General features: G+C 50.4%; 18 protein-coding genes. 14 read left to right on the top strand and 4 right to left on the bottom strand.

Features of this window, described 5'->3' with window-relative positions; genetic code table 11:
• Positions 1–35: 35 nt before the first annotated feature.
• From BLV87_RS03190 to BLV87_RS03145, 10 genes are all read left to right on the top strand, one after another.
• Positions 36–1,457, top strand: a complete 1,422-nt coding sequence (locus BLV87_RS03190) for a M48 family metalloprotease (protein WP_093065345.1) — start codon at positions 36–38, stop codon at positions 1,455–1,457.
• 201 nt (positions 1,458–1,658) lie between these two features.
• Entirely contained in the window at positions 1,659–2,069 is a 411-nt protein-coding gene (gene soxX, locus BLV87_RS03185; protein ID WP_217629926.1) for a sulfur oxidation c-type cytochrome SoxX, read from the top strand.
• Between the two features lie 36 nt (positions 2,070–2,105).
• The gene (gene soxY / locus BLV87_RS03180) at positions 2,106–2,561 is read left to right on the top strand and encodes a thiosulfate oxidation carrier protein SoxY (protein ID WP_093065343.1); all 456 of its coding nucleotides are present in this window, start codon (positions 2,106–2,108) and stop codon (positions 2,559–2,561) included.
• A gap of 17 nt (positions 2,562–2,578) precedes the next feature.
• Positions 2,579–2,887, top strand: coding sequence for a thiosulfate oxidation carrier complex protein SoxZ (gene soxZ, locus BLV87_RS03175; protein ID WP_093065341.1), 309 nt, complete (start codon positions 2,579–2,581; stop codon positions 2,885–2,887).
• 12 nt (positions 2,888–2,899) lie between these two features.
• Positions 2,900–3,754 (top strand): sulfur oxidation c-type cytochrome SoxA, encoded by an 855-nt coding sequence (soxA, locus tag BLV87_RS03170; protein ID WP_093065339.1) that lies wholly within the window; start codon positions 2,900–2,902, stop codon positions 3,752–3,754.
• 180 nt (positions 3,755–3,934) lie between these two features.
• Positions 3,935–4,390, top strand: coding sequence for a thiosulfate oxidation carrier protein SoxY (gene soxY, locus BLV87_RS03165; protein ID WP_093065337.1), 456 nt, complete (start codon positions 3,935–3,937; stop codon positions 4,388–4,390).
• A gap of 18 nt (positions 4,391–4,408) precedes the next feature.
• Positions 4,409–4,717 carry a thiosulfate oxidation carrier complex protein SoxZ gene (gene soxZ, locus BLV87_RS03160; protein ID WP_175517819.1) on the top strand — a complete coding sequence of 103 codons (309 nt, stop codon included), beginning with the start codon at positions 4,409–4,411 and terminating at the stop codon, positions 4,715–4,717.
• Between the two features lie 114 nt (positions 4,718–4,831).
• A complete protein-coding gene (locus tag BLV87_RS03155; RefSeq protein ID WP_093065333.1) occupies positions 4,832–5,782 on the top strand; it encodes an MBL fold metallo-hydrolase in 951 nt (316 codons plus the stop codon).
• A 49-nt stretch (positions 5,783–5,831) separates the two neighbouring features.
• Positions 5,832–6,407, top strand: coding sequence for a DsrE family protein (locus tag BLV87_RS03150; protein WP_093065331.1), 576 nt, complete (start codon positions 5,832–5,834; stop codon positions 6,405–6,407).
• A gap of 69 nt (positions 6,408–6,476) precedes the next feature.
• Positions 6,477–7,196 carry a DUF4395 domain-containing protein gene (locus tag BLV87_RS03145; protein ID WP_093065328.1) on the top strand — a complete coding sequence of 240 codons (720 nt, stop codon included), beginning with the start codon at positions 6,477–6,479 and terminating at the stop codon, positions 7,194–7,196.
• A gap of 33 nt (positions 7,197–7,229) precedes the next feature.
• Here BLV87_RS03145 and BLV87_RS03140 read toward each other — a convergent pair whose 3' ends face one another.
• Together BLV87_RS03140 and BLV87_RS03135 are read right to left on the bottom strand one after the other, a co-directional pair.
• The gene (locus BLV87_RS03140) at positions 7,230–7,922 is read right to left on the bottom strand and encodes a hypothetical protein (protein ID WP_093065325.1); all 693 of its coding nucleotides are present in this window, start codon (positions 7,920–7,922) and stop codon (positions 7,230–7,232) included.
• Complete coding sequence (locus tag BLV87_RS03135) at positions 7,919–8,458, bottom strand: RNA polymerase sigma factor (protein ID WP_093065323.1); 540 nt, start codon at positions 8,456–8,458, stop codon at positions 7,919–7,921. The genes BLV87_RS03140 and BLV87_RS03135 overlap by 4 nt, the downstream gene beginning before the upstream one ends.
• Positions 8,459–8,604: 146 nt before the next feature.
• On the opposite strand from BLV87_RS03135, the gene soxB reads away from it, so the two are divergent.
• Complete coding sequence (gene soxB, locus BLV87_RS03130; RefSeq protein ID WP_217629925.1) at positions 8,605–10,350, top strand: thiosulfohydrolase SoxB; 1,746 nt, start codon at positions 8,605–8,607, stop codon at positions 10,348–10,350.
• A 46-nt stretch (positions 10,351–10,396) separates the two neighbouring features.
• Here the strand turns inward: soxB and BLV87_RS19000 are convergent, their stop codons facing one another.
• Positions 10,397–10,675 (bottom strand): hypothetical protein, encoded by a 279-nt coding sequence (locus BLV87_RS19000; protein ID WP_139282115.1) that lies wholly within the window; start codon positions 10,673–10,675, stop codon positions 10,397–10,399.
• Positions 10,676–10,773: 98 nt separating this feature from the next.
• On the opposite strand from BLV87_RS19000, the gene BLV87_RS03125 reads away from it, so the two are divergent.
• The 3 genes from BLV87_RS03125 to BLV87_RS03115 all read left to right on the top strand — a co-directional run bounded on the left by BLV87_RS03125 (position 10,774) and on the right by BLV87_RS03115 (position 13,359).
• The gene (locus BLV87_RS03125) at positions 10,774–11,433 is read left to right on the top strand and encodes a protein-L-isoaspartate O-methyltransferase family protein (RefSeq protein ID WP_093065321.1); all 660 of its coding nucleotides are present in this window, start codon (positions 10,774–10,776) and stop codon (positions 11,431–11,433) included.
• 2 nt (positions 11,434–11,435) lie between these two features.
• On the top strand, positions 11,436–11,750 hold the full coding sequence (locus BLV87_RS03120; protein WP_093065319.1) for a rhodanese-like domain-containing protein: 315 nt from the start codon (positions 11,436–11,438) through the stop codon (positions 11,748–11,750).
• A gap of 82 nt (positions 11,751–11,832) precedes the next feature.
• Positions 11,833–13,359 (top strand): TolC family outer membrane protein, encoded by a 1,527-nt coding sequence (locus BLV87_RS03115; RefSeq protein ID WP_093065317.1) that lies wholly within the window; start codon positions 11,833–11,835, stop codon positions 13,357–13,359.
• 3 nt (positions 13,360–13,362) lie between these two features.
• Here BLV87_RS03115 and BLV87_RS03110 read toward each other — a convergent pair whose 3' ends face one another.
• On the bottom strand, positions 13,363–13,767 hold the full coding sequence (locus BLV87_RS03110) for a hypothetical protein (protein ID WP_093065315.1): 405 nt from the start codon (positions 13,765–13,767) through the stop codon (positions 13,363–13,365).
• Between the last annotated feature and the right edge of the window lie 126 nt (positions 13,768–13,893).

Below are 13,893 nucleotides of genomic sequence, written 5' to 3'. Positions count from 1 at the left end.
TAGTTAGCTAAGCCAACCCGGAAGCTCGATTAACGATGAAACACCTAATCAATGCCAGCTTAATAGCCCTCTGCTTAAGTCTCACGACCAGCAGCCAAGCGGCACTTGATCTGGAATTACCCAGCATCAATATTCCTGACCTAGGAGACCCCGCCAGCAATACCCTCAGCAGCACGCAAGAATCCCTATTAGGCATTAAACTTATCCGTGAATTGCGGGGTCGTGAACCCATCATCGAAGACCCCGAACTCAGCGGCTGGCTACGCGCCCTCGGCAATCGCCTTACTGCCCATGCACCCGGTGGTGGCAATTACTACTTCCTGATTGTCAAAGACCCCGAAATCAATGCTTACGCCATGCCCGGCGGTGTCATCGTCATCCATTCCGGGTTAATTCTCAACACCCGCTCTGAAAGTGAATTAGCTGCTGTGGTAGCCCATGAAATTGCCCACGTTTCCCAGCGTCACATCGCCAGAATGCTGGCAGGTCAAAAAGGCAATCCACTCATGACGGGGCTGGGAGTACTCGCAGGAGCAGCAGCAGCCTCCAAAAGCCCGGAAGCAGCACAAGCCATTATTAGCAGCACGATTGCCACCCAACTGCACCGTCAACTGAGCTTCAGTCGCCAAATGGAAACCGAAGCCGACCGCACAGGCTTACGCATCCTTGCCAGTGCAGGGCTAGACCCACAAGCCATGCCACTTTTCATGGAAAAATTGGACAGACGCACCTCTGACCTACACGGTGATATTACTCAATATTTGCGCACTCACCCCCAAAGCATTGATCGCCTCAGTGATACCCGCGCCCAAGCCAATCAAATGGGCAAACGTACCGTGCACGAAGACAACGACTACTTGTATGCCCGCGAAAAACTTCGCGCCCTAACTGCCCCAAACTCGCCTGCGGTTACAGAAGGCACCCCACAACTCGTACAATATGCCCAAGCTGTCAGCCAATTACGCCGGGGCAACCCAAACGCCACCTTACAAATACTCGGTACGCAATCACGCCAACTCCCTGTCGCCTTAACCATTGCTGCCGCATTGAATGCAACCCGGCATTATGCCGAGACTGAAACCCTATTGACCCCTTTAGTAACCGCTTATCCCGGTCAAGAAGATTTACTCGCCCCACTCGCAGAAGCCTTGCTCGCCAATAAAAAAGCCCCTCAAGCATGGCAACTGATTAAGCAAACGCAACTCACTGAGCAAACCAGTTTAGAGTTCCTCGAAATTCGCCAACGGGTTGCCGAACAAGCAGGACAACCAGCCGAAGCCTATCGCTCCGCTGCTGAGCGTAGTATTCGCATGGGCGAATACAAACACGCCAAAGCCATTCTCGAACAAGCTTCACGACTGCCCGGCAACCCCGCACACACTAGCGCCCGCTTTCAAGCCATGGCTCGTGACATTGAACAAATGGAAGCCAAAGAAAAGCAACTCGACAAGTTTTAACCAATAATAAGAATATAATTATATTCTTATATAAACCACTGGTTTTATTAAAGTTTTTTTGCGTGTTTTACCACAATCAGTTAAGCTCCCAATCCGAAAGTTGATATTTCTCAATGTTTGGTAAGATGTACTACACCAGCCATCTCACAAGCGTAGAGAAACACGTTTCATCGAAATGTTTCGTTTAGAGAGGAGGTCGTTATGCGGAAACTTTTTCGCACTTTGGTAATGTCAGCATCGGTTTCCGTGTTGGCTTTAACCGCTGTATTCTCGTCTGCTTATGCAGCCGATGATAAAAAAGCAGACGCTGCAAAAGCGGAAGCAAAACCAGCAGAAGCAAAAAAAGAAATGACAGGTAAAGACTTGGCATTTGATCGTGGGTTGGGCAACTGCTTGGCGTGTCACATGATTGCTGGCGGTGAATTGCCCGGCAATATTGGTCCACCATTAATTGGAATGGCAGCGCGTTTCCCAGATAAAGAAAAACTCAAAGCCCAAATCTATGATGCACGGGTCGCGAATCCTAATACCATCATGATTCCGTTTGGCCCGATGGGGATTCTGAATGACGAGCAACTGGATAAAGTTGTCGAATTCATTTCAGGTCTGTAATACCTAGATTTGCTGAATTTTGGAGAGAGGAAACTTATGAAACGTAGAACATTTTTGCAAGGCACACTCGCAGCCAGTGCGGCTGGTCTTGCGGTCAGCGCTGGCTTGCTGACCCCACGCATGGTTATGGCAGAAGGCGGCGGTGCATTTGACGCCAAAACCATGGAAGATGCCCTGAAAACCATGGCATTGACACCGGAAGATTCCGCTGACATCAAAATCAAAGCCCCTGAAATCGCTGAAAACGGCGCGGTTGTCCCTGTTACTGTCACCTCCGGCGTGGCTGGTACAACGGAAATCAGCATCCTTGTTGATGGCAACCCTACCCCACTGGCAGCTACCTTCATCCTCGGTGAAGGCACACAACCCGAAGCGTCTACCCGTATCAAAATGGGTAAGACCGCTAACGTTGTCGCGATTGCCAAAGCCGGTGACAAATCGTACACCGCTAAGCAAGAAGTTAAAGTCACCATCGGCGGCTGCGGCGGCTAATTCAGAGGAGCACACACATGTCTAGTATTAAACTTAAAGCTGCTGTGAAAGACGGCACTGTCGAAGTCAAAGCACTGATGACACACCCGATGGAAACTGGGCAGCGTAAAGACAAGAAAACCGGCGAACTCGTTCCGGCGCATTTCATTCAGGATATCGTGGTCACAGCGGGTGACAAAACCATCCTGACCGCTAAATGGGGTGGCTCTGTCTCCAAGAACCCTTACCTCGCGTTTAACTACGCAGGTAAGGCAGGCGACAAAGTGAAACTCGCTTGGACTGACAACAAAGGCGAGAAAGACTCTGCCGAAGCTGACGTTGCTTAACTGGAGGTTTTCATGAAAAAAGTATTGACAGCAGCAGTTGCGATGTCTTTGTCATTCGCAGCAATCAACGCCGTACACGCAGACCCTGCCGAAGATTTGACTGCATTCCAAGACCATTTCAAGACAGCATTCAAAGACATACCATTTGAAGATTTTAAAGACGGTGCTTATGCCTTGGATGCCAACTTGAAAGCCCAATGGGAAGAAATGGAATCGTCATTCCCTCCTTACGAACCCGACATTGATGCGGGAAAAACCATCTGGGAAACACCTTTTAAAAATGGCAAAACCTATGCGGATTGCATGGGTGACATCAAATCCATCCGCACCAAATACCCTTACTACGATGCTGAGAAAGACACTATCGTCACGGCTGAAGGCGCATTAAACGCCTGTAAGACAGAAGGTGACGGCGAAGGCTTCGTTGACAAGGAAGGCAAGCCATTGCTGAATAAAGGTAAAATCGCACAGTTGATGGCTTACATTGCGATGGAAAATCGTGGTGAAAAAATCAACGTTGCTACTCCGGAAGGCAAAGCCGTTGATTGGTACGAAAAAGGCAAAAACTTCTACTACGCCAAACGTGGTCAGTTGAATATGTCTTGTGCAGATTGCCACACCAATAATGCAGGTAAAATGATCCGTGCGGATTTGCTTAGCCCTGCGGTTGGTCATGTCACCCACTGGCCGACTTACCGGTCTGCGGATGGTGAAATCACCACCCTGCATAACCGTTTCATGGGTTGCAACACCATGGTACGTGCTGCCAATTTCAAGGCTCAAAGTGATGAATATAAAGCATTGGAATATTTCCTGACTTATATGTCTAATGGCTTGGAATGGAACGGCCCCGGCTCACGTAAGTAAGCACACCTTACGTTCGATCTGACAATCGACTTGAACCCGGCTTAACGCTGGGTTTTTTATGCACTTGAATAAAAAAAACGGAATATTTTTAGCGCTGCTAACATCATTACCTCTGAATGTTGAGAGTGGCTTGCTCTCAGCGCTATTACGCTCACAAAACATCTCTGGAGAGAGGAACTTATGAAACGCAGAACATTTTTGCAAGGCACACTAGCAGCCAGTGCGGCTGGCCTTGCGGTCAGCGCTGGCTTGCTGACCCCACGCATGGTCATGGCAGAAGGCGGCGGTGCATTTGACGCCAAAACCATGGAAGAAGCCCTGAAAACCATGGCATTGACCCCGGAAGATTCCGCTGACATCAAAATCAAAGCCCCTGAAATCGCTGAAAACGGCGCGGTTGTCCCTGTTACTGTCACCTCCGGCGTGGCTGGTACAACGGAAATCAGCATCCTTGTTGATGGCAACCCTACCCCTCTGGCAGCTACCTTCATCCTCGGTGAAGGCACACAACCCGAAGCGTCTACCCGTATCAAAATGGGTAAGACCGCTAACGTGGTTGCGATTGCTAAAGCCGGTGACAAATCGTACACCGCCAAGCAAGAAGTTAAAGTCACTATCGGCGGCTGCGGCGGCTAATTCAGAGGAGCATTGATCATGTCTAGTATTAAACTTAAAGCCGCTGCCAAAGGCGATGTTGTTGAAGTCAAAGCACTCATGACACACCCGATGGAAACCGGGCAGCGCAAAGACAAGAAAACCGGCGAACTGGTTCCGGCGCATTTCATTCAGGACATCGTGGTCACGGCGGGTGACAAAACTATCCTGACCGCCAAGTGGGGTGGCTCTGTCTCCAAGAACCCTTACCTCGCGTTCAACTACGCGGGCAAAGCGGGTGACAAAGTGAAACTCGCGTGGACTGACAACAAAGGCGAGAAAGACTCTGCCGAAGCTGACGTAGCGTAATCTGCGCTGCCCGTAGAGACGCAAAATTTTGCGTCTCTACCACACCACAACAAAGCATAACAACTAACCACTGCCCCACACACGCCCAAACTTTCACGCTTTACCGGAGGACTCATGCGCGTTATCGCTGCATTCTTCACCCTTCTCTGTTTAACCATCGGGCTGAATGCCCATGCTGATGACAAACTGCCTCCCGTCGTGATGGAGCTGATCAAGGTTTCCGAACACGTTTACTATGTGCAAGGCGCACCGGGTGCTGCCACCCAAAACCACGGTTTCATTTCCAACGCGGCGGTGATTGTCACTGACGAAGGCGTGGTTCTATTCGATACCCTTGGCACACCAGCGTTAGCGCAATTATTCCTGCAAAAACTCAAAAAAGTGACCGACAAGCCGGTGAAAAAGGTCATTGTCAGCCATTATCACGCCGACCATATTTACGGTTTACAAGTTTTTAAAGATTTGGGCGCGGAAATCATCGCCCCCGCTGGTGCTGAGGAATACCTCAATGCGGACAATGCCGAAACCTTGCTGGCTTCGCGGCGTGAAGAGCTTGCCCCGTGGGTCAATGCTGACACCCGCTTGGTTAAACCCGACCGTTACGTCGATGGCAATGAGGAAATCACCCTCGGCGGTGTCACCCTCAAACTCATTTTCAACGGCAAAGCGCATTCTGATGGCGACCAAAGCGTGCTGGTCGAGCCAGATGGCGTATTGCTGATTGGCGATTTAATTTTTGAAGGCCGCGTGCCTTTCGTGGGCGATGCCAATACCAAAATCTGGCTGGAACGCTTAAAAGACATGGCGCAAGGCAAACTCACTGCGATGGTTCCCGGTCACGGCCCGATGTCCAAAAAACCGCAGGAAGTGATTAAAACCACGGTGCAATACATCGAATTCCTGCGTGAAACCATGGGCAAAGCCGTCGAAGACATGACCCCGTTTGACGAAGCCTATGCCGCCACCGACTGGGGCGATTTCATCCACCTGCCTGCATTTGAAGAAGCCAACCGCCGCAATGCTTATCAGGTCTACCTGTCGCTGGAACAGGAAGGAATGCAATAAACACAATTTGAATTAGAACAATTTTATCAACCGTAGGAGGAGACGACCCATGTTAAAACCAATCATACTGGGTTTATTGATGACTGCCAGCAGCGTTGCTGGTCTTGCACTTGCTGACGATGCCAAACCGGCTGAAGCTAAAACAGAAGCTGCCGCTGCTCCGGCTGCTGATGCCAAGCCTGCCGACGCGAAATTCGACCCCGGCGTGCCAGCCCCGAAAGTCGCCGATGACTATTACGCGGGTGCAGAAAAAGTGGTAGTTCACGTCACGATGGAGGGTGACGAAAAGAAATACCTTGGTGTACTGGGCAATATCAGCAATTACATCAAAGCACTGGATCAAACCGGCAAAAAAACCGACGCAATCATCGTCATGAACGGCGACGGCCTAGGTTTGCTGACCACCGCCAAGCAGGTGGAAATGAACGCTGACGCCAAATTGCCAGCAAAAATCGCCGAGCTAAAGGAAAAAGGCGTGAAATTCCAAGTGTGTTACAACACCCTGACCGGGCGCAAAATCAAGTTTGAGGACTTGTACGATGCCAAAGCAGAAGACGTGATTCCCTCCGGTGTGGCAGAAGCTGGTCGTTTGCAGTCGCAAGGCTACCAATTGCTGAAACCGTAATCGCAGAACAAGAATGGTGCTGAGTAAACTCAGCACCATTCTGACCTATCAAGCTAGGAATTAACCCTCATGGTCAATTGGATTATCTCTTGCTGCAAAGATTTGTGGTTTCGTGACCGCAACGAAGTCAGCCCTTACATTAACGACACCGCTGTGCGCATCCGCGCGGGGCTGTTGCTCGCGATTCCCATCTACATGGCATTCACGCTGTTTGATGCCATCTTTGGTTCGGATTGGGTCATCACCGGCGAGGTCATTACCGACACGCTCGAAACCGATTTTGATGGGCGCATTATTTACAGCGTCGAAGCCGTCAAGCGCACGTTTGATTACAGCACGCAAACATGGGTGTTGTTTTACGCGCTATTTGAAATGATTTCCGGCATGTTTGTAAGCACTTCGCGGCTTTCCCCCACCATTCTGCTCAGCAGCTTTCTGGCTAAAAACCTGCGCCCGGTGTGGAAACCGTTACTACCGAAACGGTTTGCTTGGGCGATTGGAGCCAGTTTTATTGTCACCTGCCTAATTTTTTTCAATCCCGAAACCTTCGCAGGCTGGGTCAATGCCATTGCAGGCAGTGAACAACTACCGGAAACGTACAACTACATGCCATCGTGGATCCCGCTGGTGCTAGTGTGGGTGTGCTTTGGGTTTATGTGGATGGAAACGGTGTTGGGATTTTGTATGGGGTGCAAAGTGCATTCCTTGCTGGTGTGGATGGGAATCCTCAAAGAAGAGTGCGAAGCCTGCAACAATTTGGATTGGGGTGATACTGCCAGCAAACGCTGAGCAGCTTCCCTATAAGACAGCCTGTGTGGCGAGTTAAATAGCGATGTAACGCCAACCGTCACGCATGTGTTTCACCACAAACTCCACCGCCGATGGTGCAACTTCCGTATCCTCCACCAATGCCACTAATTCCCCACGTTGGTGGTAGGAATATAACGTATTGCTGCACGCCACAAAGCGCAAATGGGGATATTTTTCGCTCATCTGCAAAATTCGTCCTTCGTGCTGAGTTTCGCCCAAACGTAATAAATCAATGCCCTCTGCACTGGTTACAACATAAACACTGCCATCTTTATGCTCGACCTGCTCCGCCAGTGTTTCGGCTTTCACCAGAGCCTTTTCTAGCTTAGCTGGCTCATGTGAATCGACGAACACAATAAAACGGTCGTCGTGTGCCGCTGCATTTTCCAACGTCAACCCTTCGGGCTGCCACAATTTCGGCACGTAGTGGCTACTGCCTGCGCCAGCAAGAAAGGTAAGCCCAAACACCAAAGCAACCGTTGCAGCTTGTTGCCATACTGGTGGGCGACGCACGGGCTGGCGCAAAACTGGTAAGGGGTAAGCCGATTTCACCAAGTGTTTGATGCGCTGGATTTCGCACAATTCTTTTTGCAGCCCAAGGTCAGTTTCCACCTGAGCTAACACGTAGCGGGTTTGTTCAGCATCCAATTGCCCGTCTGCGAGGGCGTGCAGGCGGTCGTGGATGGTTAGCTGATCGGGATTCATTTCACTCTCCGTAAATAGTGAACGTTGTCAGTTTGGCGTATCCCTTGCAGGCGTTTTTTCATGGTTTCGCGGGCACGGCTGAGGCGGCTCATCACCGTTCCCACCGGAATATCGAGAATCGACGCGACTTGTTCGTAGCTGCACCCTTCTAAATCCACCAAGGTCATGACTTGGCATTGACTAACGGGCAGCGATTCCACCGCAAGGCGCACTTGCGTTGCCAGTTGATCATCGGCGAAGTGTTTTTCGGGGCAATCCGTACAGGTTAACTCCATATCGTCGATGTCCAGCGTCGGCTTTTGGGTGCGCAAATGCTCCATCCAGCAGTTGTGGAGGATTTTGTACAGCCACGCGCCTAAACGCGCTTCATCTTTGAGCTGCTCTTGTTTTTCCAAGGCTTTTGCAAGGGTGTCTTGCACCAGATCGTCGGCTAACGCGCTATCGCCACACCATGCCACTGCCATGCGATGCAGCTTAGCGCGGTGTTCCGACAACTGCTGGTCAAGGCGGTTAAAACGAAAATACTGACTAAACATGTGATTTATTAAAGTCTCTTAGCGGTTCTATTGCACATGACGCAAAATATATGCGAAATATTCCAAAAAAGATGGAATATTTTCGCCTGCACCCCGTCACTACCCCTGTAGCTAGAATAACTTCAGCCCGTTTGAGGAGAGAAAACGTGAGTTTAACCCGTCGTGAATTTATGCAAATGTTGGCGGCTGCCAGCGTTGCCGGTTTCAGCCTGAATAACGCCTTCGCCGATGATGCCGCCAAAGAAGGCGACAAAACATCTGTCAAAGCCCCCAACAACCCGTATGAACTGCCCGCCTTCGGCAATGTATCCCTGATGCATTACACCGACTGCCACGCGCAATTATTGCCGATTTACTTCCGTGAGCCGAACGTCAACTTGGGTATCGGCAGCATGAAAGGTGCAGTGCCGCACTTGGTTGGCGAACACTTCCTGAAAAAGTACGGTATCGAAGCCGGTACGATGGATGCGCACGCATTCACCTACCTTGATTACGTTGAAGCCGCAAAAAAATACGGTAAGGTCGGTGGTTTTGCCCACTTAAAAACCTTGGTTGACCAAGTACGTGCCCAACGCCCCGGTTCATTGCTGCTGGACGGCGGCGATACATGGCAAGGTTCGTGGACATCCTTAAAAACCAATGCGCAAGACATGGTAGACGCACAGCTTGCCCTCGGCGTAGATGTGATGACCCCGCACTGGGAAATGACCTTCGGCGCGGATCGTGTGAAAGAAATCGTCGAGAAAGATTTCGCGGGCAAAATTGATTTCGTCGCACAAAATATCTTCAGCAACGACTTTGACGAGCGTGTATTTGAACCGTTCGTGATCAAAGAAATCAACGGCGTACCCGTGGCGATTATTGGTCAGGCATTTCCGTATGTGCCCGTTGCCAACCCCAAACACATGGTCGCTGACTGGAGCTTCGGCATCCGTGACGACGATATGCAGCAAGCGGTTGACGATGCGCGTAGCAAAGGCGCGAAAGTCGTCATTATGCTGTCGCACAACGGCATGGACGTTGACTTGAAAATGGCCAGCAAAGTCACCGGCATTGACGCCATCATGGGCGGTCATACCCACGATGGCGTATTCCAGCCGGTGGTGGTTGAAAATGCAGGCGGCAAAACGCTGGTCACGAATGCGGGTTCCAACGGCAAGTTCCTCGGCGTGCTCGATCTGGATGTGAAAGACGGTAAAGTCGCGGATTTCCGTTACAAATTGCTGCCCGTCTTCTCCAACTTGTTGGAAGCCAACAAGGACATGCAGGCACTCATCGACAAAATCCGTGAACCGTACAAAAAAGAATTGGCGGAAGAACTCGCGGTGTGTGACGACGTATTGTACCGCCGTGGCAATTTCAACGGCACGTTTGACCAATTGATCTGCGACGCGCTGATGCAAGGCTTGGATGCACCGATGGCATTTTCACCCGGCTTCCGCTGGGGTACGAGTGTACTGCCGGGGCAGCCCATCACGTTTGAACACGTTGCTGACCAAACCGCGATTACTTACGGCACGGTCACGCGTAACGAAATGACTGGCGAAACCATCAAAACCATCCTCGAAGACGTAGCCGATAACCTCTTCAACGAAGACCCTTACTACCAGCAAGGCGGCGACATGGTGCGCGTGGGTGGTTTGAAATTCACCTTTGATCCGACGGCGAAAATGGGCAACCGCGTCTCCGACATGGAACTTGATGGCAAGCCGTTGGATGCTGCGAAAACCTACCCCGTGGCAGGTTGGGCCAGCGTGCAAGAAGAAGTGCCGAAAAACAAGCAAATCTGGGAAGTCGTCGCCGATTACCTGCGCGACAAAAAGACCATTGGCAAGATCGAGCTGAACACGCCGAAACTCAAAAATGTGGACGGCAACGAAGGTTTAGCCTAAGCCTTTATCATTCGTAGGGGCGAATCATCATTCGCCCCTAACGTGTTTACGGACACGCACCCGGTACAAACCCTTGTACTTGCGGGTCTGCACACGCTTTACAATCATTTGCATACGTTACAGGCTGACTAAATTGCCCATTCACTCTGCTTAGGGTTGCGCACACAGGCACAAACGACTCGTAGCAAATTTCAGGGCGTGGCTCACGACACGGTTGAAAAGATGCCGTATCAGCCATCCCTTCTGCCGCATCAGAACGGCTACAACCTGACAGGGCTGTTATTAACAACACCCCCCCTAACAGCAGTATTCCCAAGCTTTTCATAAAAACCTCGCATTATACTGTTTTAGACATTACGCAATCACTTGCGACATCACGCCTTAATCCGTACTCTTATCGCATTCTTTGTCTGGAGCCTGCACATGAATCTGGAACACGCCCGCTTTAATATGATCGAACAACAGATACGTCCATGGGACGTCCTTGATCAGACAGTTTTAGACACGTTTGGTTTCATCCAACGTGAGCTATTTGTACCCAAGGTTCACAAAGCACTGGCGTTTGCTGATGTAGAAATCCCACTCGGTCACGGCGAACACATGATGTTCCCCCGTGTTGAAGCCCGGATGTTACAAGCGCTAGAGATTTCCCCCGACGATACCTGCTTAGAAATTGGTACAGGTAGCGGGTTTATCACCGCCTGTCTGGCTCATCTTAGCAAACACGTTGATAGTGTCGATATTTATGAGGACTTTACCCGACAAGCGGAAGAACGCCTGTTCAACCTCAAACTGCGCAACCACACCCTACACACAGCGGATGCCTTGCGTGATTGGTCAACCGGCAAACAGTACAATGTCATTGCCGTGACAGGTTCTATGCCAACCTATCTACCTCGCTTTGAAGCGCAGCTTGCCCCCGGTGGTCGTCTTTTCGTCGTCGTCGGGCACGGTTCAGTCATGCAAGCCACGTTGATCAAGCATGAAGCGGACAGTGAATTTACGCGCACTACACTATTTGAAACGCAGCTAAAGGCACTGGTCGGAACCGACAGTGATACTGATCGCGCTTTTGTCTTCTAATCGTGCGTCACTGGACTCCTACTGAGCTTGCTGCACATCTCAACACGCAGCAGCCTTTGCATATATTGGATGTCCGGGAAGAATGGGAATACGAGATTGCCCATCTCGAACCCTCAACCCTCATCCCTTTGGGACAATTACCCAGCAAACTGTCACACTTAGATAACCATCATGAGTGGTTAGTGGTCTGCCACCATGGTATTCGTAGTGCCCATGCGTGCTATTACTTAGAACGGAATGGTTTTCAAGTCATCAACTTAACCGGCGGGATCGACCGTTGGGCTAAAGAGGTTGATCATGATATGCCACTCTACTAATTGAGATTAAGGCTATAATCCGCTTTTGGATAAACATGCTAGTATGGCACGTAGCTAACTATAATTTTGGAACCGTTTTTTTATGAAACAACAGACACTGGCATTCTTGATAGCGGCCTCCCTGACACTGATCGCCCAACAAGCACACGCAGAAAACCTGCTTCAGGTTTACCAACAAGCCAAAGGATACGATGCTCAGTTTAAGGCGCTGGAAAGTGATTACCTAGCAACGTTAGAACGCAAACCACAAGCATTAGCGGCCTTAAAACCGCAGGTCGGCGTTTCAGGCTCCATCACCCATAGTCGTCAGCGTACAACGCATGATGCTTCTCTGCTCGACCCTAATGACGTTAATAGCGGCAACAACACTAATTACGCTGTCAATGTCAGTAAATCCTTGTATAACAAAGCCCTAAATGCCCAAGTCGATCTCGCCGACTCCACTATCGCCCAAGCCAGCGCGGGTTTAGACGCACAGCGCGAGGCATTGATCCTGCGGGTGGCGGAAGCTTATTTCAACTTCCTACTCGCCCAAGACAATCTGGAATTTGCCCGTACTGAAAAAGACGCGATTGGTCGCCAATTAGAGCAGACCAGAGCGTATTTTGATGCGGGTCGCTCCGCCATTACCGACGTCAAGGAGGCAGAATCACGCTATGACCTTGCGGTTGCCCAAGAAATCAATGCGGTTAACCAATTGGATTTAAGCCGTGAACAATTGCGCGTACTCACCGGTGGTTTTTACCAAACCCTAAATGCTCCGGCGGCTAATCTACCATTGACCGTTCCAGAACCAGCCGATATTGAGCAATGGGTCAAAACAGCCAAAGTGAATAACAAACAACTGATTGCCAGCCAACATGCCATTCAGTCAGCACAAACCGCTATTGACCTCCAGCGTGCTGCCAAAAAACCGGTAGTGGATCTAGTCGCCAAACAAACAGGCAGTGATGCCCAAAGCAGCGCCCCCCTGGATCCACAAAACTACGGTGCAAGTGTCGGTGTGCAAGTCAGTATGCCCCTGTATACCGGCGGTAGCACCGATTCCAAAATCCGCGAAGCCCAACACAACTTCCGCCAAGCACAACAGCAATACGACTTTCAAAACCGCACCACAGAACAGCAAGCACGTAATGCATTCCTGACGGTGCAGTCCAGTATTAGCCAAGTCAAAGCCAACCAACGCGCCCTTGCTTCGGCGGAAACAGCAGCGGAGGCCACCCAGGCGGGCTTTGAAGTCGGCACACGTACAGCGGTGGATGTGCTGACTTCCTTGCGCAACGTCTTCAGTGCACGGCGTGACTACGCCCAAACCCGCTACACCTATTTGCTAAATACGCTGAAATTGCGTCAAGCAGCAGGTATTTTGACCGATCAAGATATTGCCAATATGAACACATTCATGACCTCAACCCCCAAGCAATTAGCAGCCGCGTTACAGCAAAGTGCTCCACCCGCTGATATTGAGGACAATGGCAGTTTTGAGCAATACAGCACGACTGATGTGAAGCAAGAAAAGCCAGCAGCACCGATCAAAACCAAGCCAACACCCGCCAAACCAGCACAGCAGCAATACTTCACCATCCCGCAAGATGTTGGCAAAAAATAAGCCTCAACGCCGGTAAGCGTATTTCCAGCGACACCCGGATGCTGCTTCCAATGCACTCAGCAAAGCAGCATCCGGTACTGCTTCCGCCTCATGAATATTGCCAATAATCACCCACTCGCGCACCTGCACCAGTGGCTTACGAATCAATTGAAAATCCACCATTGCTGCACTGCAAGGTAATTGTATGTAACAAAATGGCTTGTTTTCCTGCGGCACTAATTCAATATCCGGCGAACACCCCAAAAAACACACCAACGACAAAAACCCTTCACCCACCGCAAAATGCCCTGCCCCCAAACTCTCACCTAGCAAACCCAACGTTTGTAAACACGACTCTAGCGGGGCAATGGCTGGCGCATCAGCCGTAGCGACAGGGAACAACACCAACTGATGCGTAGAATACTGCATTTATTTACCTCAAAATCCTGTAAAACAGTGTGGGTAAACGGCTTGACACCTACCCACAGATACGAAACTTATGTATCATCGCCTGCTTATATTCCCCTGACCACCCCTTTTTAAGGCGCATTGGAT

Origin of the sequence: Thiothrix caldifontis (assembly GCF_900107695.1) — a bacterium.
Lineage (GTDB): Bacteria > Pseudomonadota > Gammaproteobacteria > Thiotrichales > Thiotrichaceae > Thiothrix > Thiothrix caldifontis.
This window is presented reverse-complemented; position numbering and strand designations above follow the sequence as displayed.